Raw genomic sequence first — 23,973 nt, forward strand, 5'->3', positions numbered from 1 at the left:
GAACGGCATCTCAGACTTTGGTGGCACCCATGTCGAGTGTCAGCTGGGTTCCGGTGACCGCGCGCGACAGGTCCGAGGCGAGCCAGACCACTCCATCGGAGATGTCATCGGATTCGGCGATCGGCAGCCCCGGCAGCAGCGAGGCGAACGAGGCGAGGAAGTTGGGGTGTTCGGCCAGTACGGTCGCCACCGCCGGGTCCTCGCCCATGGGCGTGGTGACCCCCCACGGGTGAATCGAGTTGACGCGAATTCCATACTCGCCCAGCTCGATTGCCGCGGTTTTCGTCAGCCCGACTACGCCGTGTTTGGCTGCGCTGTAATGCCCTTGCCCGGGAAGCGATTTGATGCCGGCTACGGAGCTGACCGTGATGATCGATCCGCCGTTGCCCGCGGCGATCATCGCCGGAGCGGAGGCCTTCAGGGTCCGCCATACGCCGCTGAGATTGACATCGATCATGGTCTGCCACTGGTCCTCGGGCATTTCCCAGAAACGGTTCCAGTTGCTGATGCCGGCATTGGCCACCACCACGTCGAGACGGCCTCCGAACTCCTGTACGCCCTCCGCCACGAGCGCCTCGAGCGCTGCTGAGTCGCGGACGTCGGCGCGCCTCGCAAGGATTTTTTGTCCCTCGGCTTCGACGAGGCTTACCGTGGTGGCCAGATCTTCCTCGGTCGCGGCGGGATAGCTGTTCGCTGACGCCACGGCGGTGCACGCATCCATCGCGATGATCGAAGCACCTTCGCGGGCGAGCCGGATCGCGTGGTTGCGACCTTGGCCCCGGGCGGCGCCGGTGATGAATGCGACTTTGCCGGACAGCAGCACGGCTTCTCCCTGGTGAGTGTGGTGACGTCAACTCGGTGTCCCGCAATGCTTTTGCGCGTGACGATTCGATCCTCGTGGGGCTCAGCGCTGCATGAAAGGGTCCGCGGTGGGAACGTCGTTCCCGCAAGTAGGGGCGATTGCCGAGCGTATGCTTCGCGGTTTCCGCTGGTAGACCGCGTGTCTATGAAATCCGAAACTCGATGATTAGGACAAATAATTAAAGAATTCTGTTGATTCATCTCATTTTTCGCTCAGGGTCGGTTAGGTTGATGCGCGTGTTCAAGGCTTTACGCACCCTCCGGGCGCGAGTGCTCGCGATCGCGCTCGTCCCGAGCATCGTGCTGCTCATCATCGGTGGCGGGGGCGCCGTCTACCTGGTGGTACAAGGCCAGAAATTGCGGAATTGGGGCAACGAGCAGGCTTCGGCCGCGACCCCTGGCCTCGAGTTCGGTATCGCCATCGCCCAGGAGCGGCGGTTGACGCTGATGCGTCTGGCCGGCCACTCCGAAATGGCCGGCGGCCTGCACGACGTGCGGCCGAAGGTGGACGGGTCTCTGCAGCAGATCATCTCGGCGGCGCGCACTCTGAACGATATGCACCCCGGTTCCACCTCGGGCAGCGAGGATGTGTTGACGGGGCTGGCGAGCGAACTCCCCGCAGTACGTGCCAAGGTCGACACGAATACGCTGTCGATGATGGACGCCTATGCGTTCTTCAATCGCCTCACCGGCGTCGTTCGACAGTCGATGGTCTCCTTCGCGCACAGCGCGCCCGACACGGAACTCGCACTGGCGCTCGCTACTGTCACGGATCTGTTCACCGCTGCCGATGCGATGGCCCGGGGACACGACCTCGCGGTCGCGGCCGAAGCGGCGGGGGCGTTGTCGCCCGCCGAGTTCGACGAGTTCGCCGATCAAGTCGGCTTCTATCATGCGCAATTGCAGAATCTGGAGACGAGCATGACGCCTCAGGTCCGCGCGCAGTGGCAGGCACTCAGTACGTCACCGGAGCTCAGAAGACTGGCCGATATCGAGAACATCCTGATTCGGAGGGGTGCGATCCCGCTGGCGAGTAGTGCCGACAATTCGAGTACAGCCCAGAGCCGGGGAAATCCTTCGCGCACAGGCAGTTCGAATGGGGCGAGCGACCCGGACGCGGATGCGCCGCCCGTATCGACAGCCGATTGGAATGCTGCGATCACCAAGGTCTCCGATGACATGTTGCGGATGTGGACCGGTGAGGGCGAATACGTCTCTACGCTGAGTCGCCAGATGGGAGAAGACAATTCGCGGAACTCGATGCTCGCGGGCGCCGCTGTTCTGATTGTCACGCTGGCGGCCTTCGCCACCACTCTGCAATTGTCGCGGCGCATGATTCGCCGTCTGCACCGGTTGCGCACGGAAACGACCCGGATGACCGACGACCAGCTGCCCGGCATCATGGCGGCCCTGGATCGCGGCGAGCAGGTGAACATCGAGAACGAGATGTCCACACTCGATTTCGGTACCGACGAGATCGGGCAAGTCGCCGATGCGTTCAACCGCGCGCAACTTGCGGCGGTGAACGCGGCCGCGACCGAGGCACGAACCCGCGAAGGCGTGAACTCCGTCTTCGTGAACATCGCGCATCGCAGCCAGGTCGTTCTTCATCGGCACCTGAAACTCCTGGACGAGGCCGAATTCGAGCAAGAGGATCCCAAGGTCCTCGATCTGCTCTTCCGGCTGCACCACCTGGCGACTCGTGAGCGCCGCAACGCCGAGAATCTGATCATTCTCGGTGGCCAACAGCCACGGCGTCAGTGGCGTAAGCCGGTCCGCCTCGATGAACTCGTGCGCGGCGCCATTGCCGAGACCGAGGACTACGCCCGTGTTCACGTGGGGCGATTGCCTGAGGTCAGCGTGTCCGGTGGCGTAGTGGCCGATCTCCTGCATCTGCTGGCCGAGCTGATCGACAATGCGACATCGTTCTCTCCGCCCGAGTCGCGGGTGGACGTTTCGGGCAATGCGGTAGGCAAGGGCATCGTTATCGAAGTCGTCGACCAAGGGCTGGGCATGCCGGTCGAGCGAATGGATTCGTTCAACCAGACGCTGTCCAACCCGCCGGATTTCGCCTTCGCGGCGCTCTCCCAGGAGAATCGGCTGGGGCTGTTCGTCGTGGCGAGGCTGTCCGCCCGGATCGACGTGTCGGTCCGGCTCGCGGAGTCGGAATATGGTGGTGTCAAGGCGATTGTCCTGGTTCCGCTGTCGCTACTGTCCGAAGAAGAGGTTGCCCAGCCGTTCCCGGCCACAGCGGCGCTCCCGTATGTGAGAGCGAATACAGAGGCCGTTCCCAGGCCGGCGAATCCGGCATCGACGGTGGAACCCGTCGAGACCGCTGTGCGGGAACCGTGGCGGCGACTTGCCGATCAGCGAGAACCGTCCCGAACGCGTCCGGCGCTACCTCGGCGGCGTCGTCAGGCGAGCCTGACGCCGGAGTTGGCGAACCGCACTGTGCCTCCCGGCGAATCCTCGGGTCCTCCGGTTCAGCGCTCCGCGGAGCAGGCGCGTGATCTCTTCTCCGCGATCGAGACCGGTACTCGACAAGGCAGAGAGGCGCCGCCATCGGCTCCGCAACAGTTCACGACAAAGTACGGGGAATGGGAACAGCAGTGACGACTTCTTCCAATATCACCAAGAATCTCGACTGGTTGATCGACGACTTTCTCAATCGAATGCCGGGAATCGACTGCGCTGTCGTGCTTTCCACCGACGGGATGTTGATCAGCAAGTCCAGTGCCATGTCCCGTGAACGGGCCGAACACTTCTGCGCCATGGCGTCGGCACTGCAGGGGCTCGCCCGCAGCGCGGCCGGCTATTTCGACGTCGGCGGAGTCCGTCAGTCGGTCATCGAACTCGACCGAGCTGTGCTGTTCGTGACGTCGGCAGGTGACAACGCGTGTCTTGCGGTGCTGGCGGGCGAGGATATGAACATGGGCATGGTCGCGTACGAGATGAATCAGACCGTGGTGCGGGTGGGGTCGTTCCTGTCGACGACATCGCGTCCGAACGGTGCCCACGGGACGAATCACAGATTGCCATGACCGATACCCGGGGGCCGTGGTTCGACGAGGAAGCCGGTCCGCTCGTACCCGCCTATGCCGTCACGCGTGGGCGGACGACGGGAAGCCGCTACGAGCTCGACATGATCACCTTGGTGGTCGCCACCTCCCGCGGGTCCAGCAGCCACTCGCGGATGGATGCGGAGTATCGCGCAATACTTCAGTTCTGTATCGCACCGAAGTCGGTCGCAGAGATTTCCGCACAGATACGCCGCCCGCTCAGCGTTACCAAGATACTTCTCGGCGACTTGATTGCGGACGGCTACCTCACTTTTCGGTCGCCCGGTCCGGCCAATACGGATGCGACCGATGTCAACTTACTTCGGATGGTTTTGGATGGAATTCGCGCACTCTGATCTCGGTGGATCGAACGTTCTTCCGATGACTGCTGTGAAAATCTTGGTCGCAGGAGGTTTCGGAGTCGGCAAGACGACGCTGGTCTCAGCGATCAGTGAGGTAGCTCCGCTGCGCACAGAGGAAACGATGAGTGAGCTGAGCATCGGTGTGGACGATGTGGACGGCGTCGAATCGAAGACCACCACCACGGTGGCTCTCGACTTCGGCAGAATCACGCTCAACGATGCGCTGGTCCTCTATCTGTTCGGAACTCCCGGACAGGAACGGTTCTGGTTTCTGTGGGACGAGTTGTCGCGCGGATCATTGGGCGCCGTCGTCCTCGCGGACACTCGCCGCCTCAGCGACTCGTTCGCGGCGTTGGACTATTTCGAAAGCCGTCGAGTGCCCTTCATTCTGGCAGTGAATTGTTTCGATGAAGCCGATGTGTACACGGCAGAGGAGATCACGGAGGCTCTGGACCTGGACGCCGGCGTGCCGGTCGTGTTGTGTGACGCGCGCGAGCGAGATTCGGTCAAGAATGTGCTGTTGTCTTTGATGGAATACGTTCTCGCCCGTGCGGACTCGGGGCGGTCCGAAGCTCTGCTCTGACCGGATTACCGGTGGCCGAGGGCACGCAGTACGAAAGCATGGACGTGAGTGATCAGGGCGTCTTGCTCGGGCGGAAGGCCCTGCTTGACGCCGCTGGTCAGCAAACCGCGCACGAGGTACCCGACGAGCAACGCATCACCTGCGGGATTCCCCGGCCGCAGTTCGCCGTTGCGCATACCGCGCCGGACGATTTCGGCCAGTTGCTTGTCGAATATGCCGTACAGCATCGTGACCTGCTCGGGGAGAAGGTCCAACATGTCCTGGTCCAGGAACAGGCGGGTGCGTTGTACGCGAGCTTGGTCGTACAGGGTGCCGATGTTGTACTGCAGCCACGTGCGTAGTTGCTCGGAGACCGGTGCCGCGGGGTCGATCCGGTCCCGAAGCCGGCGGTCGACGAGTCGGACCTCATCCTCGAGCAGGGCGAGCATCAGGTGGGCTTTGCTGGGGAACCGGCGATAGAAGTGGCTTGCCGAGGTGCTGGATGCCGCGAGAACCTGGCGGACCTTCAGCGACCGGAACCGCGACCGTTCGAGTACACGCCATGCCGCGGTGAGAATCCTCCGCGTTTCGGAATCGCGCGCCGACGGTGTGTATTCGGTCGTCTCGAACTCGCGTACGTCGCACGTGGTGGCGAACGGCTGCACCTTTGCACCTCACTCATGCCAATCAGATAGATAATTCTACTGCATGTGTGAAGGCGGAGCCAGTAGCCGCGGGGGCGGGTGTGCGGGCGGTGTTTCCCGCCGGGCGGTATCCGTTCGCCTTTCGGCGGCGTAGCCGGAGCCGGAGAGGATGTATTGTGCCAGGGCCGTGGGGATTTCGGTCTCCTCGGTATCCGGCGGGAAAAGAGCGTCGCCCGCGAGTGCGGTGCCGAGAACGAGGGCCACCGTCATGCGGACCGATGTTCGGACGTCGTTCGTCGCCCGTGTTCCGTGGGCGGCCATGTATCGGTGAACGCCGTCGATCACGGCGTGCAGGCATGGTGCGAGGGGTGACTCTTCGGCCGTGGTCGCATGTTCGCTGACGCCTGCCGCCAGTGATACGAGGATGTGGCGATTCGCCGAACACAGGTCGTACAGCCCCCGGGCGAAGCGGACGGTGATTTCGCGGGGGCTTTGCGGGGTGTCACCCATGGTGTCGGCGAAATTGTTCATGAACTCGACCAGTGGTGCGGCGGCGGTCGAACGGAAAAGTTCCGGCTTGGAGTCGAAGTGGCGGAAGACCATGGACTCGGTCACTCCCGCGCGGCGTGCCACCGAGCGGATGGTCGTCCGCTCGAAACCGTTCTCGATGAACTCCGCCGAGGCGGCGTCGGCAATGAGCCTTCTGACCTCTGCGGATGATCGTCGTTTTCGGCCGGTGCTGACTGTGCCCATTCTTCGATCGTCGCACAGCCCGGTTAGGGAGTGGAACTCCCTTGACAATGTGACGGGGTTTACAGTTAGATGATTTATGAGATTCGCGTCACTCTTCTCGGATGCATGACGATCCCTCGATCAGCAACCTGTCGTTCGGTCCCGCGATGCGCGGCACGGCGAACGTGGTCGACGCGACTGCTCGATTCACCAAGTACACATGTGAGGAGATCGGAAGATGCCCACGTTTGAAGGTCGGCTTTTCATCGACGGAGAATTCCGCGAAGCGCGATCGGGACGCCGATACGACGTGATCAACCCGGCTGACGAGTCGGTGATCGCGCAGGCGGCGGATGCCGGTGTCGACGATGTCGACGATGCGATCACCGCTGCCCGCCGCTTCGCGGACAGCTCGGACTGGGGAAGCGATCACGAGTTCCGCCGCAAGTGCCTGGTGCAGCTGCAGGAGGGGTTGCGGGCCCGGTCCGACGAGATCAAGGCGCTGCTCACCGCCGAAGCCGGAGTCTGCGTGCAGAATATGCCGACCCACGTAGACGTGATGGTCGAGGGGATGGACTTTTTCAACGACCTGATCACGTCGTTCCAGTGGGAGGAGGACCTCCCGGCCTTCGACATCCTCGGGAACCGTAGCCTGCGCAGGATCTGCTACGAGCCCTACGGTGTGGTCGGGGCGATCACGCCGTGGAATGCGCCTTTCATGACCGCGATCTGGAAGGTGCACCACGCGTTGGCCACCGGAAACGCCGTCATACTCAAGAGTGCGCCGGATACGCCGCTGACGGCGGCGCTACTCGCTCGGATCGTGAGTGAATCCACCGACATCCCCAAGGGCGCGTATCACGCGATCAGTTCCGCGGACAAGGCCATCGTCGGCGATGCCATGACTGCGGATCAGCGTATCGACCTCTATCACTTCACCGGATCGCCCGGTGTCGGCCAGCGGATCGCCGAGCGCGCGGCCAACGGCATCCGGCACACTGTGCTCGAACTGGGCGGCAAATCGGCGAATGTGATTCTGCCGGACGCGAATCTGGACCTGGCGTGCGGTCTCGGCATGGTGATGTGCATGTCCAACAGCGGCCAGGGATGCGCGCTGGCGACACGAATGGTCGTGCACGCGGACGTCTACGACGAGGTGCTCGCCCGGCTGCAGCCGATGATCGCCAACCTTGCCTGGGGCGACCCCACGGATCCGGCGAACATGGTCGGGCCGATCATCCGCGAAGAACAACTCGAGCGGATCGAGGAGTTGGTCGATCGAGCCGTCGCGGCGGGAGCACGGCTGCTGGCGGGTGGTAAGCGTGGCGACCGCCACGACCGCGGCTTCTGGTACGAACCGACTTTACTGGCCGACGTCGACCAGGATGCGGAGATCGCCCAGACGGAGGTGTTCGGTCCGGTGCTGTCGGTGATCCGCTACGAGGGCGACGACGACGAGGCCGTGCGAGTCGCGAACAACTCTCGATACGGCCTGTCGGCCTACGTCCAGTCCTCCGACGAGGAGCGAGCCTGGAAGGTCGCGCACAAGCTGCGGGCCGGAACGGTCAACATCAACAACTCCTTCTATCTCTCGCCGGACGCACCCTTCGGCGGCTACGGCATCAGCGGGGACGGTGTGGAGCACGGGGTCGCCGGGTTCCGGGAGTACCTGCGAATCAAGTCCATCGCGAGCCCCGAGCACTGATTCGTATCGATTCGAGGAGTTTCATCCAATGCGTATGCAGGACAAAGTAGTAGCGATCACCGGCTCGGGTTCCGGGCTCGGCCGGGAGGGAGCCCTCCTGTTCGCGGCCGAGGGCGCGCGAGTGGTGGTCAGCGATGTAGTCCCGGGCCGTGCGAAGAAGGTCGCCGGTGAGATAGAGGCGCAAGGCGGCACCGCCACCGCGGTGGACGCCGACGTTCGCGTCGAGGCCGATATGAATGGGTTGGTCGAGGCCACGGTGTCGGCGTACGGCCGGATCGATGTGATGTGGGCCAACGCCGGCATCCCGGAGCCGGGCTTCGGCATGCAGCCGCTGGCGGAGTCGTCGGTGGAGGACTGGAACAACATCTTCGCGGTGAACAGCACCGGAATCTATCTGGCGTGGAAAGCCGCCGCGCGGTGGATGATCGCCGCAACGTCCGGCGGGGCTCTCCTGGCAACGTCGTCGGCCGCCTCGTTCACCGCCTATCCCGGTTTCCCGATGTACACCGCTTCGAAGGCGGCGGTCAACGGCCTCGTGCGCGCTGCCGCGCTCGAGTTCGGCAAGTTCGGGATCCGGGCCAATGCCCTGTGCCCGACGCACGGTATGTCGGTGAACTTCGCTCTTCCTTCCGAGGCCGAAGTGCTGGGCAAGTCCTACGAGGAAATGTCGCCGTGGAACCCCGACGAGCGAGCCATGCCTCTGCGCCTGGAACGCCCGCCGGTACTGCGGGACAACGCCAACCTCGCATTGTTCCTGGCCTCGGACGAGTCGGGCTACATGTCCGGCCAGACCATCGCCTCCGCTGACGGCGGACAGTTCGCCAGGACGTCGATCATCTTCCCGACTGACCTCGGCAAGAGTGAAGACATCACGTCGGGCTCGATTCCCGACGATTTGCGCGACCAGATCGACCGCTGATCTCTGCTCCCAACCCCGATCGTTCCGCCGGCGCCGACCGTGAAGTCGGCGGCGCCGGCCCTCGCCCATGGAGGGCTCGATGCAACCTGTCAGCACCAGATTCGACCCTCGCGTGTCGGGGCTGTCCCAGCGCGTGAAGGATCTCGCCGAACCGCAATGCGTCTACTTCGAGAAGGCCAGGGACGTCCGCGCCGAATATCTCGACGGCGCGCTGCACCTTTACCGCCACGAAGACATCCTCGCCGTCAATAAACACCAGGACGTACTCGGAAACGGCGGGCGCGGTGGAAGTTTCGGCCACGACGGACGCCTGATACCGCTGGAGATCGACGGGCCGGACCACAAGAAGTGGCGGCGCCTGCTCGACCCGCTCTTCGCGCCCAAACGTGTGCAGCACCTCGAAGACAGTATCCGCCGGTTGGCCGGCGAGTTGATCGGCGAGGCGCAGAAGGCCGGTGGCGCCGAACTGTACGGTGACTTCTGCACTCTGTTGCCGTGCCAGACATTTCTCGGTCTCGTCGGTGCCCCACTTTCCGACCTCGGCTTCTTTCTGGAATTCAAAGAGGGAGTCATTCATCCCAAGGGGGAGACGACCGAGGAGATCGATGCGAACATGGCCGCGGCGGGAGGCAAGCTGCTCGAGTACTTCAACGGGTTCCTGGCCGACAAGCGCCGTCGTATCGACAAGGACGACGATGTCATCGCCGAATTGCTTCGTGCCGAGGTCGGCGGGGAGCCGCTCGCCGAGTTCGACCTGATCAACATCCTGTTCCTGCTAATGTTCGCCGGCCTGGATACGGTCACCGCGTCGCTGTCGTGTCTGATCACCTGGTTGGGCCGCCATCCCGAACAAAGGCAGGCATTGGTCGATTCCCCCGATCTGCTGATGCCTGCTATCGAGGAGCTGATGCGATTCGAATCGCCGGTCCCGTCCGGGATGCGATACGCGCAGCGCTCTATCGATCTCGGCGACGGTCTCGTGATTCCTGAAGGAGAGCAGATCAACGCGTTCTGGGCCGCGGCGAATGTCGATCCGACCTATCACTCGGATCCACTGCGCGTGGACTTCCGTCGGGAGCGCACGGCGCACATGACGTTCGCCAGTGGCGTGCACCGGTGCCTCGGCTCGCATCTGGCCCGGCTCGAGTTACGAATCGCACTGCAGGAGTTGCTTATTCGGGCCCCGCAGTACGAGATCGACGTCGATGCCCTGACCTACGACAACATTGCCGTCCGCGCCGTGACGAACCTTCCGGTGGTGCTGCGGTGAGACTTCGCCTCGACAGCGACCAGTGTGTCGGGCACGCCTTGTGCCACGCCGCCGACCCCGACCTGTTCCCGATCGACGACGACGGATATTCGAGTCTCGGCTCGGTCGAAGTCGCGGACTCCGATGCCGAACGAGCGCACCGCGGCGTCAGTGCGTGCCCGGAGCGGGCGATCCTGCTGGAGGAGTAGCGGCTGCGACGGCGTTGCGTTCAGACGCTCTCCGATTTACGGTAATGGCCGTGACCGAAAGTTCGGTCGGCGAACCCGCTGTGACTTCGTGGGTTCGTGACGGACACCTCCGTGCCATCGGAGCCGGTTCGTGTTCGGTGGTCGGCATCTGCTGCCGGCAATTCAGATAAGGACTGGATTATGACCTCAACCCTCGCAAACGTGTCACCGACGGGTTCGTTCAATCACGCGGCGATCAGCTCGGGCCGACGCTTCGAGCCGGCGGCTGTGCTCTCGCGGGACACCAGCGTCCACGGACTCGAACCCGAAGCCGGGTATATCTGGGGAACGCTGCGCGACGACGACGGCGGACTGCATTCGATCATGCGGCGCGTGCCCGCCGTTCGGGACGACAACAAGGCGGGTGCCGATATTCGCTCGCTCGGCGGCAAGCTGATCCTGCTCTCCAGCGCCGGCGGCACCGAACAGCAACAGCTGCGCCGGGAGCCGCGTCACGCGCCCGAGAGCAACGAACTGAGCCGGCGTGTTCTCGACACCGGTGCGGTCGAGTTCACGTCGCCGGCAAATGACCACGGGCGGGCCGTGACCCTGGAACTGTCCCCGCAGACGCTGCGCTATCAGGAGACCGATGTCATCGATGTGACCGGGACCTTGGCCGCGCCGCCGTTGCAGTGGTTCCTTCCGGGGCCGGATTCCTCGCTGTTGTACCTGACCCAGACGTGGTTGGTCGAGGGCGACCTGGCGGGCAAGCACGTGCGCGGATTCCTGTTCTGGGAGGAAGCGTGGATGCGCGACGGTGGCCGCCTGTACGTGGACAAGGATCCGCTGCACGATGCCGAGTACACGACCTGGTACTCATGGGCCAACCACTACGAGGACGGGACCTCCGAGGTGGGGCACTTCCTGTTCGGGAACGGCGATTTCCACGTCGGAGTCATCGGGCACAGCGACGGCACGGTCACGACCGCCCGCACCATGGACGCTGTGATCCGCCGCGACGCCGATGGTTACTGGCACGACGGCATCGACTACACGATCAACGGTGACCGGTGGGTGTGCGAACCGGATCCGAACGGCCGTATGGAGGGCCTCGGGCGGATTCCGAACCCGCAGCAGGAGGGCCGGATTCACCGGGTCTCGGACACCCGGGTCCCCGACGTCTGGATGGCGTGGGGCGAGTCGGTTCCGGGGAACGGTGAACGTCGCCGCTGGTGATCGGTGACCGGCGAAAGCTCCTGCGTGGCCGCAGTGTCGCGGTGAGATGACTTAGAGTCGACGGATGGCGACTCGGACACCGGCTCGATCGTCGGACGCCGAACCTCGGCGCACCGGCCGTCCATCGGACGCCACCGTCGAGCAGCGGGTGTTACGGGAAGCCAGGGCCGAACTCATCTCCTCGGGTGTCGACGCCTTCAGTCTCACCGCCACCCTTCGTCGCGCGAAAGTCGGCAACAGCGGTTTCTACCGCCGTTGGTCGAGCGCGCAGGAGCTCATCGTCGATGCGCTGGCCTCGATCGCGACGTGGCCCGACGTTCCTGATCTGGGCGATCTCCGGCAGGAGCTGGGCCTTCTGATCGAGGCATTCGACAGGCCGGGTGCGTGGCCCGGGCTGCAGGTCTTGTTCACCTTCGCCGGTCAGGCCGCCCGGCATCCGGAACTGTATGCCCACGTGCAGCGGACGGTGATCGTCCCCGGCAACGAACGTGTTGTCGCCGTCTTCGAACGGGCTTGCGCGCGAGGGGAATTCGCTGCCGATGTCGACCCGCGAGTGCTGGCGGCGGCATTTCTGGGCGCGTTGACGGTGGTCTTGCAGTGGTCGGCCGGTGCGTCCGGCGGCACCGCCGTGGACGTCGCGGCGGTAGTGGAGACCTTCCTCGCACTCTCCGGAGCGCCTCGGCCCGACAGGTAGTGACGGCCGGGCCGGTGGTGTTCGCAGGTGCCGGAGGTTGTGCGCGGGCCACCCGGCCTGAATATAGGTAAATATTTATGCTGTATGCTGTGTGTGGTGGATCACGCCGCGGTCGGCGGTCGGGCAAGGGGCCCGTTCGGAGATCGAGCGTGCGGACGCCTCGGCGATGGAGGAAACATTGACTATCAGTGGGCTGAAAGACCCGCGCGGGATACTCGACGGCGATGTTCACGAGTTCCTGGAGCCGGATGTGGAGACGGCTTCCCGCGACGCCATAAGGGCGGCTCAGGAAGCCGCAGTGGTGGAGTTGGTCCGGTTCGCATGGGACAACTCGCCGCTGTACCGCGAGCTCTGGACCGCGGCCGGTGTCTCGCCGGACGATATCGAGACCCTGGACGACTTCACGACGAAGATTCCCACTTTGACCAAGGCCGATATCCAGGCATTCCGAGCGCGCACCGGCGACCCGTACGGCGGTCTGCTGTGCGTCGACCCGAAGGCGTTGACCTCGGTGACCACGACCTCGGGTACGACATCGGAGCCCGAACCCCTGCCGGAGGTCTGGACGGACGCGCCGCCGTTGCCCGCCATCTCCGCCCGCGATCTCTACGTGCACGGCCTGCGGCCCGGTGACCGGGTGATCGTCCCGGTCGGGACATTCCGCAATTACTGGGACGATTTCTATCTCGCGATGGGGCTCACCCCGGTGTTCGCCGACAGCTGGCTGGGACAGGGCGAGGCCTTGGTGCGGGCCATCCGGAAGCACAAGGTCGCGTACATGCAAGTGCACCTACCGGCCATCATGGAGTTCGAGAAGCTCGAGGCGAAATACGATCTGCGCGAGGCGTTCGCGTCGGTGAAGTTCTTCGCCTTCGCGGGACAGCCGATGGGAGCCGCGCTCAAGCGTAAGGTCACCGAGGACTGGGGCGTGAAGATCGTCACCTACACCAGTGCCGGTGATACCGGGACTGCCTGGGAGGGACCGGAACTCGACGGCTTCACCCTGTGGGAGGACACCATGCTTCCCGAGGTGGTCGACACGGTGACCGACCGGCCGGTCGGCGACAAGGAGATCGGCGAGCTGATCGCGACCGACCTCGACAACCGCGTTGCGCCCTACATTCGGTTCCGCTCCGGCGACCTCGTGCGGATGACCCGCGAGCCGTCGCCCAGCGGCCGGACACACGCCCGGATGTGGTTCGCGGGTCGCCGCGGCGACGAGACGGTCGTGGGCGGTAAGGCGATCGTGGTGGGCGATGTGTGGCGGCTCGTCGAAACACAGCCGGAACTGACCGACGGCATGTTCCAGATCATCCGGTCCACCGACCCGATGACCCGGTTGCGCCTGCGCGTCGGCTACGCGCCCGAGCGAACCGCCGACGTCGAGGAGCTCGAACAACGGCTGCTCGCGATCCTGGAGTCCGAGCTGCACGTCAGCGTCGATATCACCATGCTCACGGTGGAGGAGATCCTTCAGTACAGCTCGAGCGTGGCCAAGTTCCCGAGGACGGTCAAGGGATGACACGCAAGACGATGATGGAAGCGGCTCGCAGGCTTCCTCGGTCCCCCATTTACGGCATCGGTGTCTGCCGCGCGGGGGAGGGATTCATCGACTATGAGATCGGCTGGGAAGATCTGGAACGCGATGTCGTGTGGGCGCACGAACAATTGGTCGCCGCGGGCATCAGCGCCGACGACCACGTACTGATCACCACGCCCAACCACGAGGGCCCGTGGCTGAGCCCGGTCATTCGAGCGCTGCGGCAGATCGGTGCGACCTACACCCCCGCCGAAACCTATAACTGGGACTCGGCGCGATTCCTTTCGGTGCTGGCTCGCATGCCGATCACGGTGGTGATCGGCCTGTGCGCGGAAACCGTTGGTTCGGTGAAGGCGCAGAACCCGGACCTCGCGGCAGTGTTCGAGAAGGTGCGGGTGATCTGGGCCCGGCCCGATGCCCATGCCGAATTGGCTGCCGCGAATGTCGATTCGACCCTGATGGCCTTCCTGGGTCCGGCACTCGCGCTGGCTCGGCCCGACGCTCCGGAGGTGCTGCGAGTCGACGGCGCGGAATGGGATGTCCGCGATAAGGTCGGTCATCTGGTCGTCTCGGCCACCGCTGCCCGGACCGCGCGGATCGTCGATGTTCCGACGGGTCTGTCCGGATCGGTACGGACGGCGGGCGACACCATCCTGGTGGAATTCTGAGGACGGCGCTCACCCTCGCCGGCGGGGGTGAGCGCCCGAGTCGTGCGAGGTTCTCCGATCGAGAGGCGACGGCGTGGCAGACGATGAGGACGATGCGGACAAGGGAACACCGGGACTGCTCCGGGACGGACGTTCGGTGCTCGTGCGGCGCCTCGACGCCTCCGATTTGGATCTCATAGTCGATTTCAGTCATCGACTGTCGCGCCGCACCGTCTCGATGCGCATGCTGGGGCCGGTCGTGACGCTGGATCGCGCAGGTCTGGCGCGATTCATGGACCTCGAGGCCCGGGATCAGGTGGCGCTCGTGGCGATCTACGAGAATCGAGCGGTCGGTGTCGGCGACTTCGCGCGAATCGCCGGCAGGGACGACCGTGCCGAGGTGACCTTCACGATCGCAGACGAGTTCCAGTCCAACGGGCTGGGCGGATTGCTGCTCGAGCACATCGCCGCAGCCGCTCGCGACAGCGGGATCACGGTGCTCGAAGCCGATATCCTCGCCGAGAACATCGCCATGATCCGGACGCTCGAGAGTTCGGGTTATCTCGTCGAATTCGGGCCGCCCGGCTCGGTGATACACGCCGACATCGCGATTCACCCCAGGGCGCAGGTGGTCGCGGGCTCGGACCGCCGGGAACATCTGTCGACTCGCTCGTCGATGCAGCGGATCTTCGATTCTCGCACCGTTGCCGTGGTCGGAGCGGGCCTCAGTACGGACAACTTGGGGCGCGCCGTGGTGAAAAACCTGGTGACGCATGGGTTTCCGGGGCGCGTCTATGCGGTCAACCCGAACATCCCGGCCGTGATGGGGCTGCCCACCCACCCCACCGTCGGTTCGATCGGCGAACCGATCGACCTCGTCGTGATCGCGGTCGCCGCCGACCTCGTCCCCGAGATCATGCGCGACTGCGCTGCCGCCGCGGTGGCCGCGGTGATCGTGGTGTCCGTCGGATTCGGTGAGCTGGGCGAGACCGGTCGCGCCGCCGAGCGGGATATGGTGCGGTACGCGCGTGCCCGGGGGATGCGCGTGATCGGGCCCGCGAGCATGGGGATTCTCGCGCAGCAGGGTTCGCGGCGCCTGGCCGCGACATTCTCCGTGTCGCTGCCGCCGCCCGGAGTCGTGGCTGTGGCGAGCCAGTCGGGCACCCTCGGCCTCGCGGTTCTGGAGCACGCCTGCCGGATCGGTCTCGGATTGTCGAGCTTCGCGTCGCTGGGGCGTTCGGTGGACGTCTCACCGAACGACCTGTTGCAGTGGTGGGAAGAGGACACGGCCACCTCGGTGGTGCTGCTGGATCTCGAAAGATTCGGCAACGCAAGGAAGTTCGCTCGCCTCGCGCGGCGGGTCAGCGCTCGGAAGCCCATTGTGACCGTAACCAGTGCGGTGCAGCCGTCGTTCGGTGGGGCCGTCGATATGCGCACGATCGATCGGGGTGCGGTGACGGATACACTGTTCTCCCAGACCGGGATTGTCGCGACCCGAACGCTCGCCGAGATGTTCGACGTCGCAAGGCTTTTCGAGCACCAGCCGGTGCCGCGGGGAGAGCGTGTCGGAATCGTCACCAATGCCAGCCAGCCGGGTGTGCTGACGGCGGCCGCCAGCCGGGCCGCCGGTCTGCGATTGGCCGTCGTGAGTGAGGCGACGCTGGCGACACTGCGCGAGCTGGTGCCCAGCGGCGAAGCGAACAATCCCTTCGACCTGACTCCCCGAGCGAATGCCGATCGGTACGAGGCGGCGGTGCGGGCGCTTCTGGAAGACGACGGAGTCGATTCCGTCATCGCGCTTTTCACCCCACCGCTGGCGCAGAACCCGGACGCTATCGCTACGGCATTGGTGCGCGCCGGTTCGGTCGCGCCCCACAAGACTCTTGTCGCCAGCTTCGATGGGGTGGAAGGGGTTTTGTCGGCACCGGAGGTGAGCGGACGGTCGGTACCCAGCTACACCTTCCCCGAGACTGCTGCCAGCGCCCTCGGGCGGGCGACCGCCTATGGGCTCTGGCGCCGCCAGCCCGCCGGTGTGCAGCAGCAGCCGAAAGGTATCGATGTGCCTCGGGTCCGTGCCGTCGTGGATCGAGCCGGGGTCGGTGTCGCCGCCGAGGCCGACGTCGCCGAACTCTTGGATGCCGTCGGGCTGGCAGTGCAGCCGGACCACGGTGTCTCGGGACCGGAAGTCACCATCTCGATCGTCAGCGACTCGACCTTCGGCCCGCTGATCGCTTTCGGAGTGCTCGGTGAGCCGATCAGTCTGTTCGGAGACGTCGCATTTCACATCACGCCGGTCAGTGACCTCGACGCCGCGCGGATGGTGCGTTCGGTGCGAGCCTTCCCACTGCTCGAGGCGTTCGACGTGGACGGTGTGGTCGATGCGATTCTGCGCACGGCATGGATGATCGAGGAACTGCCGGAGTTGACCGAATTGCGTCTCTCGCCCGTGACGGTCGGCACCGTGGGGCAGGGGGTGGTGGTGCGCGAGGCGCACATCGTGTTCTCCGTGGCGGCCGAGGAGCGTCGTCATCGGGAACCCAGAATTCAGTCGCCGTGAGGAGGATGGGGCGAATTTCTCCGCAGCTTCAGCCGGTGCGACGCGAAATGCCGTGCAGCACATAGTACGTCAGCTCGGTGATCACGTCCGCGCGCGCGGGGGCGGAGCCGCCGACGAACAGCAGATCCGCGTGAATCACCGCGGACAGCACCATGCCGAATGTGAGGCGCACCGTCATCATCGGGTCGCGGGTGGGCAGGCCGTGCTCCGCGACACCGTCGCGGACGGTTCGTTCCAACCGGGTGAACAGTGATTCGATCCGCTCAGCAGCGGCCGGATGGTGGGTTCGCGCCGCGAGCAGCGCCGTGACGAGTTGGCGGTTGTCGTCGAAGAACTCGTACAGCAGCGTCACGTAGTCGCGAGCCAATTCTTCGACCGATTCACCGCTGAGGCCGTGATGGGACCAATGCCACGTCCACCGGTCGACGAATGTCTCGAACGGATCCAGGACAGCGGAGTCGAAAAGGCCCGCCTTGTTGCCGAAATGGCGGAAGAGCAGCACCTCGGTGACGTCGGCCCGCCGCGCTATCTCCTTGGTCGACGCGCCGGCATAGCCCTGCTCCGCGAACACCTCGCGCGCGGAATCGAGCAACCGGGCGCGGATTTCGTCGCCGGTCCGACGGCCGCGCGTGGTGCGACCGGCGCCGGTGGTCATATGCCGTCCACCGCCACTTCGTCCCCGCTTCCGGTCGGAGGGTTCTTCATTCGGACATTGACAGACCTTACCGCAGGTCGCTATACAGTAATCACTATCTAACAAAGTGGCCTAGAACACAGAGGAGGCCGATAGTGACTGATCTGACAGAGCTCTCCGCACAGCGTGACACAACGCCGCCGCCGCGCACGGCAAGGATCCCGACTTCGCCAAGGGAGAACGCGCCTACGATCGGTACTACGGTGATCCGCGGGTGCGGCCGAATCCCTGTGTCGCGCCGGTGGATCGGCCGCCGTACTATGCCGTGGCGCTGTATCCGGGCGACGTGGGTACGTGCGGCGGGCTTGTCACCGACGCGGACGCGCGGGTCCTGCACACCGACGGCACGGTGATCGACGGTCTCTACGCCACCGGCAATTGCACGGCCTCGGTCGTGGGCCGGACCTATCCGGGCGCGGGTGCCAGCATCGGAGCATCATTCGTCTTCGGTTGGCGGGCAGCCCAACACATGATTCGCGCTGGTGCGCCGCCGGCCGCAGGCAAGCAGGACGGGAGCCCCCGATGACCGAGTAGTCTCAGGCTCGGCGTTGCGAGGAGGGTCCGCGATATGCGGGCCCTCCTTTGCGTCGCGGTGATCTCGTCCGGACAACCGGCCGGATTCGGATCGGTTCCATGCGGGGTCCGCATGGTGCCGCTCATGGAGTCGGTGGAAGTTGGCCTCGCAGAAGCACATACGCGAGGGCGGTGACGAATTGCTCGATGGGGCTCACCAGATCGAAGGTCATTTGCTCTCCAGCTCTCATTGATTACGTGAAATCTCTTGCAAGAGTGACTATCCGGCTCGGATATCCCGTCTCGCGACCGGCGGAATCGTGACGCTGTACGCAACCAGGTGCGGGTGTTCGGCCGTGCCGTACCCCGCCGCTGGGAAAGCCTGAATCGCGCCTAATCGATCAGATCATATATCTGTAAACGTCGTCACAGGGAAGTGTTGTGCCGTCGAATCAGTTAGCGATGGATGTGCTGGAACCGCGTATAGGTGGTCGGTTGTTCAGGTTCACGGTTCGAACTCCGACCGGAGAGTCCGGGCGCGGTGGGAGGTTAAACCGAGAAATTGTCCTAAATATTCTGCGGGACAGCATTTTCGGTGAGACGTGTTCCGAGCGTCCCTTGATTCAGTTACTCGAGGCCCGCCTCGCCTGCTGGTCGAGTGGCCGAATGCTGTCGGGTAGCACAGCTATTGCAAACAGTTAAATAATATGTCAGGATGAGCGCCGATTGTGTGACTGGGCGCACATTTCAGTGACAAGGAGGGACAGTGCGGCTTCCGCTCGATACCCCCATGCGGGCAGTGGGAGACTTTTTCCACATGTGCGCGACGACCGCGCGTTGTGCGGTACGCCGGCCGTTCCAATGGGCCGAGTTCTTCGAGCAGGGCTGGTTTCTGGTCCGTGTCGCGCTGGTGCCGACCTTGCTTGTCGCCCTGCCCTTTACGGTTCTGGTGATCTTCACGTTGAACATCCTGCTGGTCGAATTCGGCGCGCAGGATCTGTCGGGTGCGGGTGCCGGGCTGGGGGTAGTGACACAAGTCGGCCCGCTCGTGACGGTGCTCATCGTTGCCGGCGCCGGTGCTACCGCCATCTGCGCAGATCTCGGCTCGCGAACCATCCGGGAGGAGATCGATGCTGTCCGGGTCCTCGGAATCGATCCGATCCACCGGTTGGTCGTGCCCCGTGTCTACGCCTCGACGCTCGTCGCAGTGCTGTTGAACGCCCTGGTCGTGACGGTCGGGCTGGTAGGCGGCTTCCTGTTCTCGGTCTTCGTGCAGAACGTGACGCCGGGGTCCTACGTCGCCAGCCTCACCTTCGTGACCGGTGTTCCCGAGGTCGTCATCTCCGAGATCAAGGCGGGACTGTTCGGACTGGTGGCCGCACTGGTGGCCTGCTACATGGGATTACATGTGAAGGGTGGTCCGAAGGGCGTGGGCGATGCGGTCAACGAAACCGTCGTCTACGCGTTCATGGCATTGTTCGCGGTGAACGTCGTCGTCACCGCCATCGGCGTGAAAGCGACGGTGCGATAGCGCCATGTCGAATATCGCCACCGTCCGCAGCAGGTATCCGAGGTACTTTCGTCGTTTGTCCGGCCCGGGGCGCAGTGTTCGTCTCGTCGGTGAACACGGCGTGTTCTACTTCCGCACTTTCCGAGAGATCGGGCATGCGTTATCCGCCTATCGCAAGGAAACGCTCCGGATCGTCGCCGAAATGGGCATGGGCACAGGAGCATTGGCGATCATCGGCGGCACGGTGGTGATCGTGTCCTTCATGACTCTCTCGGCCGGGGCGCTCCTGGCCATCCAAGGATTCGCGTCTCTCAGCAATATCGGGGTCGAAGCGTTGACCGGATTCTTCGCCGCATTCATCAATGTGCGGATCGCGGCACCGGTCACCTCCGGAATCGCGTTGGCAGCCACCATCGGTGCGGGTGCGACCGCGCGCATCGGAGCGATGCGCATCAGCGAGGAGATCGACGCGATGGAGGTCATGGCGATCCGGTCCATCGCCTATGTCGTATCCACCCGCGTCATCGGCGGCCTGATCGTGATCATCCCGGTCTACTCGATGGCAGTGCTGATGTCGTTTCTCTCCGCACAGCTGTACACGACCTATATCGCCGGCCAGTCGGCCGGCGTCTACAACCACTACTTCTATACGTTCCTGCGACCGGCCGATCTGATGTTCTCGTTTCTGCAGGCGATCGTGATGTCGATATCCGTCATGCTGATCCACTGCTTCTACGGCTACCACGCTTCGGGCGGTCCATCGGGAGTCGGATTCGCTGTCGGGCGTGCTGTACGAGCCTCGCTGATCGCCGTGGTGTCGGTGACTCTGCTCGTGTCACTGGCTGTCTACGGCACGTCCGGAAACTTCGACTTGGCGGGATGAGGACGATTTCTGTGGCATTTCTGCGAAAGTCGCGGCAGGGGAGGTACAAGAAACCACCCGTGCTGCGCGCCGGCGTCCTGTTGCTCACGGCACTGCTCGGTGTCGTCTGGCTGTGCCTGGCATCGTTCCGCGGTGCGTTTCACTCGGTCGTCCATGCGCAGGTGGTCTCGGAGCGATCCGGTTTGGTCATGGAGCCCGGATCCAAGGTCAAGTTGCACGGCGTCGCAGTGGGAACCGTGGAATCGGTTTCCCTCGTAGCGGGGAAGTCGACGGTGAATATCGAGCTCGAGCCCGACAAGGTGACGCTCATTCCCGCGAACGTCGCGGCCGAGATCAAGCCGACCACAGTCTTCGGTTCGAAGTACATCGAGCTCGTTGTGCCCGAGAGCCCGGCGCGGTCACACCTGAGCGCCGGCGCGGCGATACCCGCGCGAAACGTATCCACCGAGGTCAATACGGTATTTCAGGACCTCACCGGGGTGATGAATCAGATCGAGCCCGACAAGCTCAGCGCCACCCTGGCGGCGCTGGATGAGGGGTTGAGCGGCAGGGGAGCGCAGCTCGGCCGAACTCTCGCCGATGCGGATGCGTTGCTGGTAGCGCTCAATCCGCAGCTGCCCGCGCTGCGGGCCGATCTGCGCGGAACGGCCGATGCGGCAACCACTCTCGGTGATGCGGGCGTGAATCTTATGACGATTCTCCGAGACGCGTCGGTGACCTCGGATACGGTCGTCGCCCGTCGCGATGATCTGGACGGGATGCTCGACTCCGCGGCGGCTCTGGGGCGCAGCGGTGGGACGATATTCGGAGACAACGGCAGCGGAATCATCGACACGCTCCGGTTGCTGACGCCTACGACTGCGCTGTTGAGCAAATACAGCCCTGAGTTCGTCTGCATGCTGCACCTCGGCGCAATGGATGCGGAAAATATGGCCGATACGATCGACGTCACGAACTATTCGGTGCGGTTGGATGCCGGTCTGTTGCTGGGTGACGATCCGTATAAGTACCCCGAGAATCTGCCCGTGGTGGCGGGCAAGGGCGGTCCCCACGGTACGCCCGGATGTTACCCACCTGCCACGTGGGACACATATCCGGCGCCGTATCTGAGAATTGACAATGGAGCTCCACTCCACGGTCCGGGAACCGATCATCCGCGCCCGGCGAATCCGACGATCGTCGATTTCATGTTCGGTTTCACGTTGCCTGGAGGTAGTCGCTGATGCGAATCACCGGGCCGGCCGTGAAATTCGCGGTGTTCATCGCTACGATGAGTTTCTTTCTGTTCGCCATCGTTACTGTGTTCGGCAATTTGAGGTTCGATCGCGAGACCGAATACCGTGCCGTTTTCAATGATGTCTCGAGTTTGCGAGCGGGTCAGTTCGTACGGATCGCGGGAGTCGAGGCCGGACGTGTGCGCAGTGTTTCGGTAGTCGACGACTCGAAGGCTTTGGTCACCTTCTCGGTCGCCAAGAATGTGGTGCTCACCGACGGTACACATGCGGTGGTGCGCTACGAAAACCTCGTCGGTGACCGGTATTTGGAGCTGACGCAGGGGGCTGGATCGTCTCGGCCGCTACCGAAGGGTGCGACGATCGGAGTGGACAAGACGACTCCGGCGCTGGATGTCGACGCGCTGATCGGAGGATTCAGGCCTTTGTTCAAGGCGCTGGACCCGGACCAGGTCAATCAATTGTCCGGCGAACTGATAGCGGTGCTGCAAGGTCAGAATTCGGACATCTCGAACTTTCTGGCCCACACGGCGAGTCTTACCTCGGCTCTGGCCGACCGCGACGCCTTGATCGGCAGTGTCATCGGCAACCTGAATTCCCTGCTCGGAACGATCGATGACAAGAACGGTCAGTTCGATTCGATGATCGACAATCTGCAGAAGGTGGTCAGCGGAATCTCCGCGCAGACGGATCCGATCGGTGCTGCATTGACCCATATCGATGGCGTGTCGAGTTCGGTCGCCCAACTGCTGGACGCAACGCATGGGACGATCCGGTCCGACATCGGTGAATTGGGTCGGGTCAGCACGAACATCGACAACGATCGTAGCTATGTGGACAATCTGTTGTCGCAATTGCCGGACAGATATCGACGCCTGAGCCGACTGGGTCTTTACGGCGACTTCTTCTCGTTCTATCTGTGCGATGCGACGTTGAAGGTCAACGGCCCCAAGGGCGATCCGGTCTATATCGATGTTGTCGGCCAACGCGCAGGAAGATGTACTCCACCGAAATGAACGGAATGCTGGAATCCAACTCGTTCCGCGCAGGCCTGATCGGCGCGGTTCTCGTGATCGCCGGCGTGCTGAGCGCGCAGAATTACGACCACGTCCCCTACCTGGCCGCACATCGGGAATACGAGGCGTATTTCGCGGAGGCCGCCGGGCTGCGGGCCGGCGCCCCGGTGGAGGTTGCCGGCGTCACGGTCGGACAGGTGACGAACCTCGACCTGAGCGGCAACAAAATTCTGGTCCGGTTCACCGCGAACGGCGTCCGCCTCGGCGATCAGACCGAGGCGGCCATCAAGACCAAGACGGTGCTGGGTTCAAAGATGATGGAATTGCGCCCGCGGGGCACCGCGGCGCTGCGCCCGGATTCGGTGATCGGTCTGGAGCACACCTCGACTCCCTATGTCCTGCCGGACACGCTCGGGGATCTCACGACGTCGATCAGTGGGCTGAAGACCGACCAGCTCACCCAGGCATTGCACGTGCTGAGCTCGAGCGTCGACGCGGTGCAGCCGGATCTGGCCGGCGCGCTGGACGGCGTTGCGCGCCTGTCGGATTCGGTCGACAGCCGCGACCGGATGCTCACCGAGCTACTCTCGCACGCCTCCGGAGTCACGCAGGTGCTGGCGAAGCGCAGCGACCAGTTGAATCGGCTGGTTGTCGACGGCAACACCCTGCTGGCGGGCCTGGATGCGCGCGGTTCCGCGATCGCGACCTTGCTCGACAACCTGAATCAGGTGTCGCAGCAACTGCGGCGGCTGGTCGCTGACAACCGGGAGCAACTCGGCCCCGTCCTGGATCGGTTCGACAATGTCCTCGACCTGCTGGATAAGCGCCGGTCCGAGATCCAGCAGTCCCTGCTGCCGCTGAGCCAGTACGCGCTGTCCCTCGGCGAGTCGGTGGCGTCGGGGCCGTTTTTCAAGGCTTACATCGTCAACCTGCTGCCCGGGCAGTTTCTACAGCCGTTCATCGACGCGGCCTTCAAGGACGCCGGGATGGACCCGTCGATCCTGGGCGGCCCGACCTACAAGATCGACGGCGGATACAACAGCCCACCGGGCACGGTGCCACCCGAGGGCACCGCACCTGGCCCGAACACGCCGGTGCCCGCCGCACCGCCCCCGCCGTTCCCGACATTCCCCCCGGTACCTACGCTTCCGATCCCCGGACCCAGGTGAT

The 23,973-nt window shown here is 64.0% G+C and carries 22 protein-coding genes and 1 pseudogene; 19 read left to right on the forward strand and 4 right to left on the reverse strand.

Annotated elements, in window-relative coordinates; genetic code table 11:
* Positions 1–10: 10 nt before the first annotated feature.
* Positions 11–823, reverse strand: a complete 813-nt coding sequence (locus tag ACQPYR_RS14990) for a mycofactocin-coupled SDR family oxidoreductase (protein ID WP_433632603.1) — start codon at positions 821–823, stop codon at positions 11–13.
* A gap of 230 nt (positions 824–1,053) precedes the next feature.
* Here ACQPYR_RS14990 and ACQPYR_RS14995 point away from each other — a divergent pair, with 230 nt between their 5' ends.
* From ACQPYR_RS14995 to ACQPYR_RS15010, 4 genes are read left to right on the forward strand one after another with little or no spacing between them, the layout of a single operon-like run.
* Positions 1,054–3,474 (forward strand): sensor histidine kinase, encoded by a 2,421-nt coding sequence (locus ACQPYR_RS14995; protein WP_433632606.1) that lies wholly within the window; start codon positions 1,054–1,056, stop codon positions 3,472–3,474.
* Positions 3,471–3,902 (forward strand): roadblock/LC7 domain-containing protein, encoded by a 432-nt coding sequence (locus ACQPYR_RS15000; RefSeq protein ID WP_433632608.1) that lies wholly within the window; start codon positions 3,471–3,473, stop codon positions 3,900–3,902. The genes ACQPYR_RS14995 and ACQPYR_RS15000 overlap by 4 nt, the downstream gene beginning before the upstream one ends.
* The gene (locus ACQPYR_RS15005; RefSeq protein WP_433632610.1) at positions 3,899–4,276 is read left to right on the forward strand and encodes a DUF742 domain-containing protein; all 378 of its coding nucleotides are present in this window, start codon (positions 3,899–3,901) and stop codon (positions 4,274–4,276) included. Before ACQPYR_RS15000 ends, ACQPYR_RS15005 begins: the two co-directional genes overlap by 4 nt.
* Positions 4,277–4,301: 25 nt before the next feature.
* Positions 4,302–4,865, forward strand: coding sequence for a GTP-binding protein (locus ACQPYR_RS15010; RefSeq protein WP_433632612.1), 564 nt, complete (start codon positions 4,302–4,304; stop codon positions 4,863–4,865).
* 5 nt (positions 4,866–4,870) lie between these two features.
* Here ACQPYR_RS15010 and ACQPYR_RS15015 read toward each other — a convergent pair whose 3' ends face one another.
* Both ACQPYR_RS15015 and ACQPYR_RS15020 read right to left on the reverse strand, forming a co-directional pair.
* Positions 4,871–5,509, reverse strand: coding sequence for a TetR/AcrR family transcriptional regulator (locus ACQPYR_RS15015; RefSeq protein WP_433632615.1), 639 nt, complete (start codon positions 5,507–5,509; stop codon positions 4,871–4,873).
* 36 nt (positions 5,510–5,545) lie between these two features.
* The gene (locus tag ACQPYR_RS15020; protein WP_433632617.1) at positions 5,546–6,241 is read right to left on the reverse strand and encodes a TetR/AcrR family transcriptional regulator; all 696 of its coding nucleotides are present in this window, start codon (positions 6,239–6,241) and stop codon (positions 5,546–5,548) included.
* Between the two features lie 217 nt (positions 6,242–6,458).
* Here ACQPYR_RS15020 and ACQPYR_RS15025 point away from each other — a divergent pair, with 217 nt between their 5' ends.
* The 9 genes from ACQPYR_RS15025 to ACQPYR_RS15065 all read left to right on the forward strand — a co-directional run bounded on the left by ACQPYR_RS15025 (position 6,459) and on the right by ACQPYR_RS15065 (position 16,955).
* The gene (locus ACQPYR_RS15025; protein ID WP_433632620.1) at positions 6,459–7,925 is read left to right on the forward strand and encodes an aldehyde dehydrogenase family protein; all 1,467 of its coding nucleotides are present in this window, start codon (positions 6,459–6,461) and stop codon (positions 7,923–7,925) included.
* A 28-nt stretch (positions 7,926–7,953) separates the two neighbouring features.
* Complete coding sequence (locus tag ACQPYR_RS15030) at positions 7,954–8,844, forward strand: SDR family NAD(P)-dependent oxidoreductase (RefSeq protein ID WP_433632622.1); 891 nt, start codon at positions 7,954–7,956, stop codon at positions 8,842–8,844.
* Positions 8,845–8,923: 79 nt separating this feature from the next.
* Entirely contained in the window at positions 8,924–10,114 is a 1,191-nt protein-coding gene (locus tag ACQPYR_RS15035) for a cytochrome P450 (RefSeq protein WP_433632625.1), read from the forward strand.
* The gene (locus tag ACQPYR_RS15040; protein WP_433632628.1) at positions 10,111–10,302 is read left to right on the forward strand and encodes a ferredoxin; all 192 of its coding nucleotides are present in this window, start codon (positions 10,111–10,113) and stop codon (positions 10,300–10,302) included. The genes ACQPYR_RS15035 and ACQPYR_RS15040 overlap by 4 nt, the downstream gene beginning before the upstream one ends.
* A 180-nt stretch (positions 10,303–10,482) precedes the next feature.
* Positions 10,483–11,517: a hypothetical protein gene (locus tag ACQPYR_RS15045; protein ID WP_433632631.1), complete on the forward strand. Its 1,035-nt coding sequence runs from the start codon at positions 10,483–10,485 to the stop codon at positions 11,515–11,517.
* A gap of 64 nt (positions 11,518–11,581) precedes the next feature.
* The gene (locus ACQPYR_RS15050; RefSeq protein WP_433632634.1) at positions 11,582–12,211 is read left to right on the forward strand and encodes a TetR-like C-terminal domain-containing protein; all 630 of its coding nucleotides are present in this window, start codon (positions 11,582–11,584) and stop codon (positions 12,209–12,211) included.
* Positions 12,212–12,389: 178 nt separating this feature from the next.
* A complete protein-coding gene (locus ACQPYR_RS15055) occupies positions 12,390–13,733 on the forward strand; it encodes a phenylacetate--CoA ligase family protein (protein WP_433632636.1) in 1,344 nt (447 codons plus the stop codon).
* Complete coding sequence (locus tag ACQPYR_RS15060; protein ID WP_433632639.1) at positions 13,730–14,419, forward strand: hypothetical protein; 690 nt, start codon at positions 13,730–13,732, stop codon at positions 14,417–14,419. Before ACQPYR_RS15055 ends, ACQPYR_RS15060 begins: the two co-directional genes overlap by 4 nt.
* 73 nt (positions 14,420–14,492) lie before the next feature.
* A complete protein-coding gene (locus ACQPYR_RS15065; RefSeq protein ID WP_433632641.1) occupies positions 14,493–16,955 on the forward strand; it encodes a GNAT family N-acetyltransferase in 2,463 nt (820 codons plus the stop codon).
* Positions 16,956–16,983: 28 nt separating this feature from the next.
* Here the strand turns inward: ACQPYR_RS15065 and ACQPYR_RS15070 are convergent, their stop codons facing one another.
* Positions 16,984–17,610, reverse strand: a complete 627-nt coding sequence (locus ACQPYR_RS15070) for a TetR/AcrR family transcriptional regulator (RefSeq protein ID WP_433632644.1) — start codon at positions 17,608–17,610, stop codon at positions 16,984–16,986.
* A gap of 232 nt (positions 17,611–17,842) precedes the next feature.
* Between ACQPYR_RS15070 and ACQPYR_RS15075 the strand changes: the two are divergent.
* The 6 genes and pseudogenes from ACQPYR_RS15075 to ACQPYR_RS15100 form a co-directional block, all read left to right on the forward strand.
* Positions 17,843–18,175, forward strand: a pseudogene (locus tag ACQPYR_RS15075) (FAD-binding protein); the annotation flags it as partial.
* 777 nt (positions 18,176–18,952) lie between these two features.
* A complete protein-coding gene (locus ACQPYR_RS15080) occupies positions 18,953–19,693 on the forward strand; it encodes an MlaE family ABC transporter permease (RefSeq protein ID WP_433635133.1) in 741 nt (246 codons plus the stop codon).
* 4 nt (positions 19,694–19,697) lie between these two features.
* Positions 19,698–20,555 carry an ABC transporter permease gene (locus ACQPYR_RS15085; RefSeq protein WP_433632647.1) on the forward strand — a complete coding sequence of 286 codons (858 nt, stop codon included), beginning with the start codon at positions 19,698–19,700 and terminating at the stop codon, positions 20,553–20,555.
* An 11-nt stretch (positions 20,556–20,566) separates the two neighbouring features.
* A complete protein-coding gene (locus ACQPYR_RS15090) occupies positions 20,567–21,778 on the forward strand; it encodes an MCE family protein (protein ID WP_433632649.1) in 1,212 nt (403 codons plus the stop codon).
* The gene (locus ACQPYR_RS15095; RefSeq protein WP_433632652.1) at positions 21,778–22,803 is read left to right on the forward strand and encodes an MCE family protein; all 1,026 of its coding nucleotides are present in this window, start codon (positions 21,778–21,780) and stop codon (positions 22,801–22,803) included. Before ACQPYR_RS15090 ends, ACQPYR_RS15095 begins: the two co-directional genes overlap by 1 nt.
* Complete coding sequence (locus tag ACQPYR_RS15100) at positions 22,800–23,972, forward strand: MCE family protein (RefSeq protein ID WP_433632654.1); 1,173 nt, start codon at positions 22,800–22,802, stop codon at positions 23,970–23,972. The genes ACQPYR_RS15095 and ACQPYR_RS15100 overlap by 4 nt, the downstream gene beginning before the upstream one ends.
* Position 23,973 lies beyond the last annotated feature (1 nt).

Origin of the sequence: Nocardia sp. CA-120079 (genome assembly GCF_050955745.1) — a bacterium.
Lineage (GTDB): Bacteria > Actinomycetota > Actinomycetes > Mycobacteriales > Mycobacteriaceae > Nocardia.

What these genes read in the sequence shown, in the direction of transcription:
- ACQPYR_RS15025 (WP_433632620.1), top strand. Translation starts at nt 6,459, where the DNA reads ATGCCCACGTTTGAAGGTCGGCTTTTCATCGACGGAGAATTCCGCGAA.
- ACQPYR_RS15100 (WP_433632654.1), top strand. Translation starts at nt 22,800, where the DNA reads ATGAACGGAATGCTGGAATCCAACTCGTTCCGCGCAGGCCTGATCGGC.
- ACQPYR_RS15045 (WP_433632631.1), top strand. Translation starts at nt 10,483, where the DNA reads ATGACCTCAACCCTCGCAAACGTGTCACCGACGGGTTCGTTCAATCAC.
- ACQPYR_RS15020 (WP_433632617.1), bottom strand. Translation starts at nt 6,241, where the DNA reads ATGGGCACAGTCAGCACCGGCCGAAAACGACGATCATCCGCAGAGGTC.
- ACQPYR_RS15050 (WP_433632634.1), top strand. Translation starts at nt 11,582, where the DNA reads ATGGCGACTCGGACACCGGCTCGATCGTCGGACGCCGAACCTCGGCGC.
- ACQPYR_RS15060 (WP_433632639.1), top strand. Translation starts at nt 13,730, where the DNA reads ATGACACGCAAGACGATGATGGAAGCGGCTCGCAGGCTTCCTCGGTCC.
- ACQPYR_RS15070 (WP_433632644.1), bottom strand. Translation starts at nt 17,610, where the DNA reads ATGACCACCGGCGCCGGTCGCACCACGCGCGGCCGTCGGACCGGCGAC.
- ACQPYR_RS15035 (WP_433632625.1), top strand. Translation starts at nt 8,924, where the DNA reads ATGCAACCTGTCAGCACCAGATTCGACCCTCGCGTGTCGGGGCTGTCC.
- ACQPYR_RS15010 (WP_433632612.1), top strand. Translation starts at nt 4,302, where the DNA reads ATGACTGCTGTGAAAATCTTGGTCGCAGGAGGTTTCGGAGTCGGCAAG.
- ACQPYR_RS15030 (WP_433632622.1), top strand. Translation starts at nt 7,954, where the DNA reads ATGCGTATGCAGGACAAAGTAGTAGCGATCACCGGCTCGGGTTCCGGG.
- ACQPYR_RS15095 (WP_433632652.1), top strand. Translation starts at nt 21,778, where the DNA reads ATGCGAATCACCGGGCCGGCCGTGAAATTCGCGGTGTTCATCGCTACG.
- ACQPYR_RS15085 (WP_433632647.1), top strand. Translation starts at nt 19,698, where the DNA reads ATGTCGAATATCGCCACCGTCCGCAGCAGGTATCCGAGGTACTTTCGT.
- ACQPYR_RS15005 (WP_433632610.1), top strand. Translation starts at nt 3,899, where the DNA reads ATGACCGATACCCGGGGGCCGTGGTTCGACGAGGAAGCCGGTCCGCTC.
- ACQPYR_RS15080 (WP_433635133.1), top strand. Translation starts at nt 18,953, where the DNA reads ATGCGGGCAGTGGGAGACTTTTTCCACATGTGCGCGACGACCGCGCGT.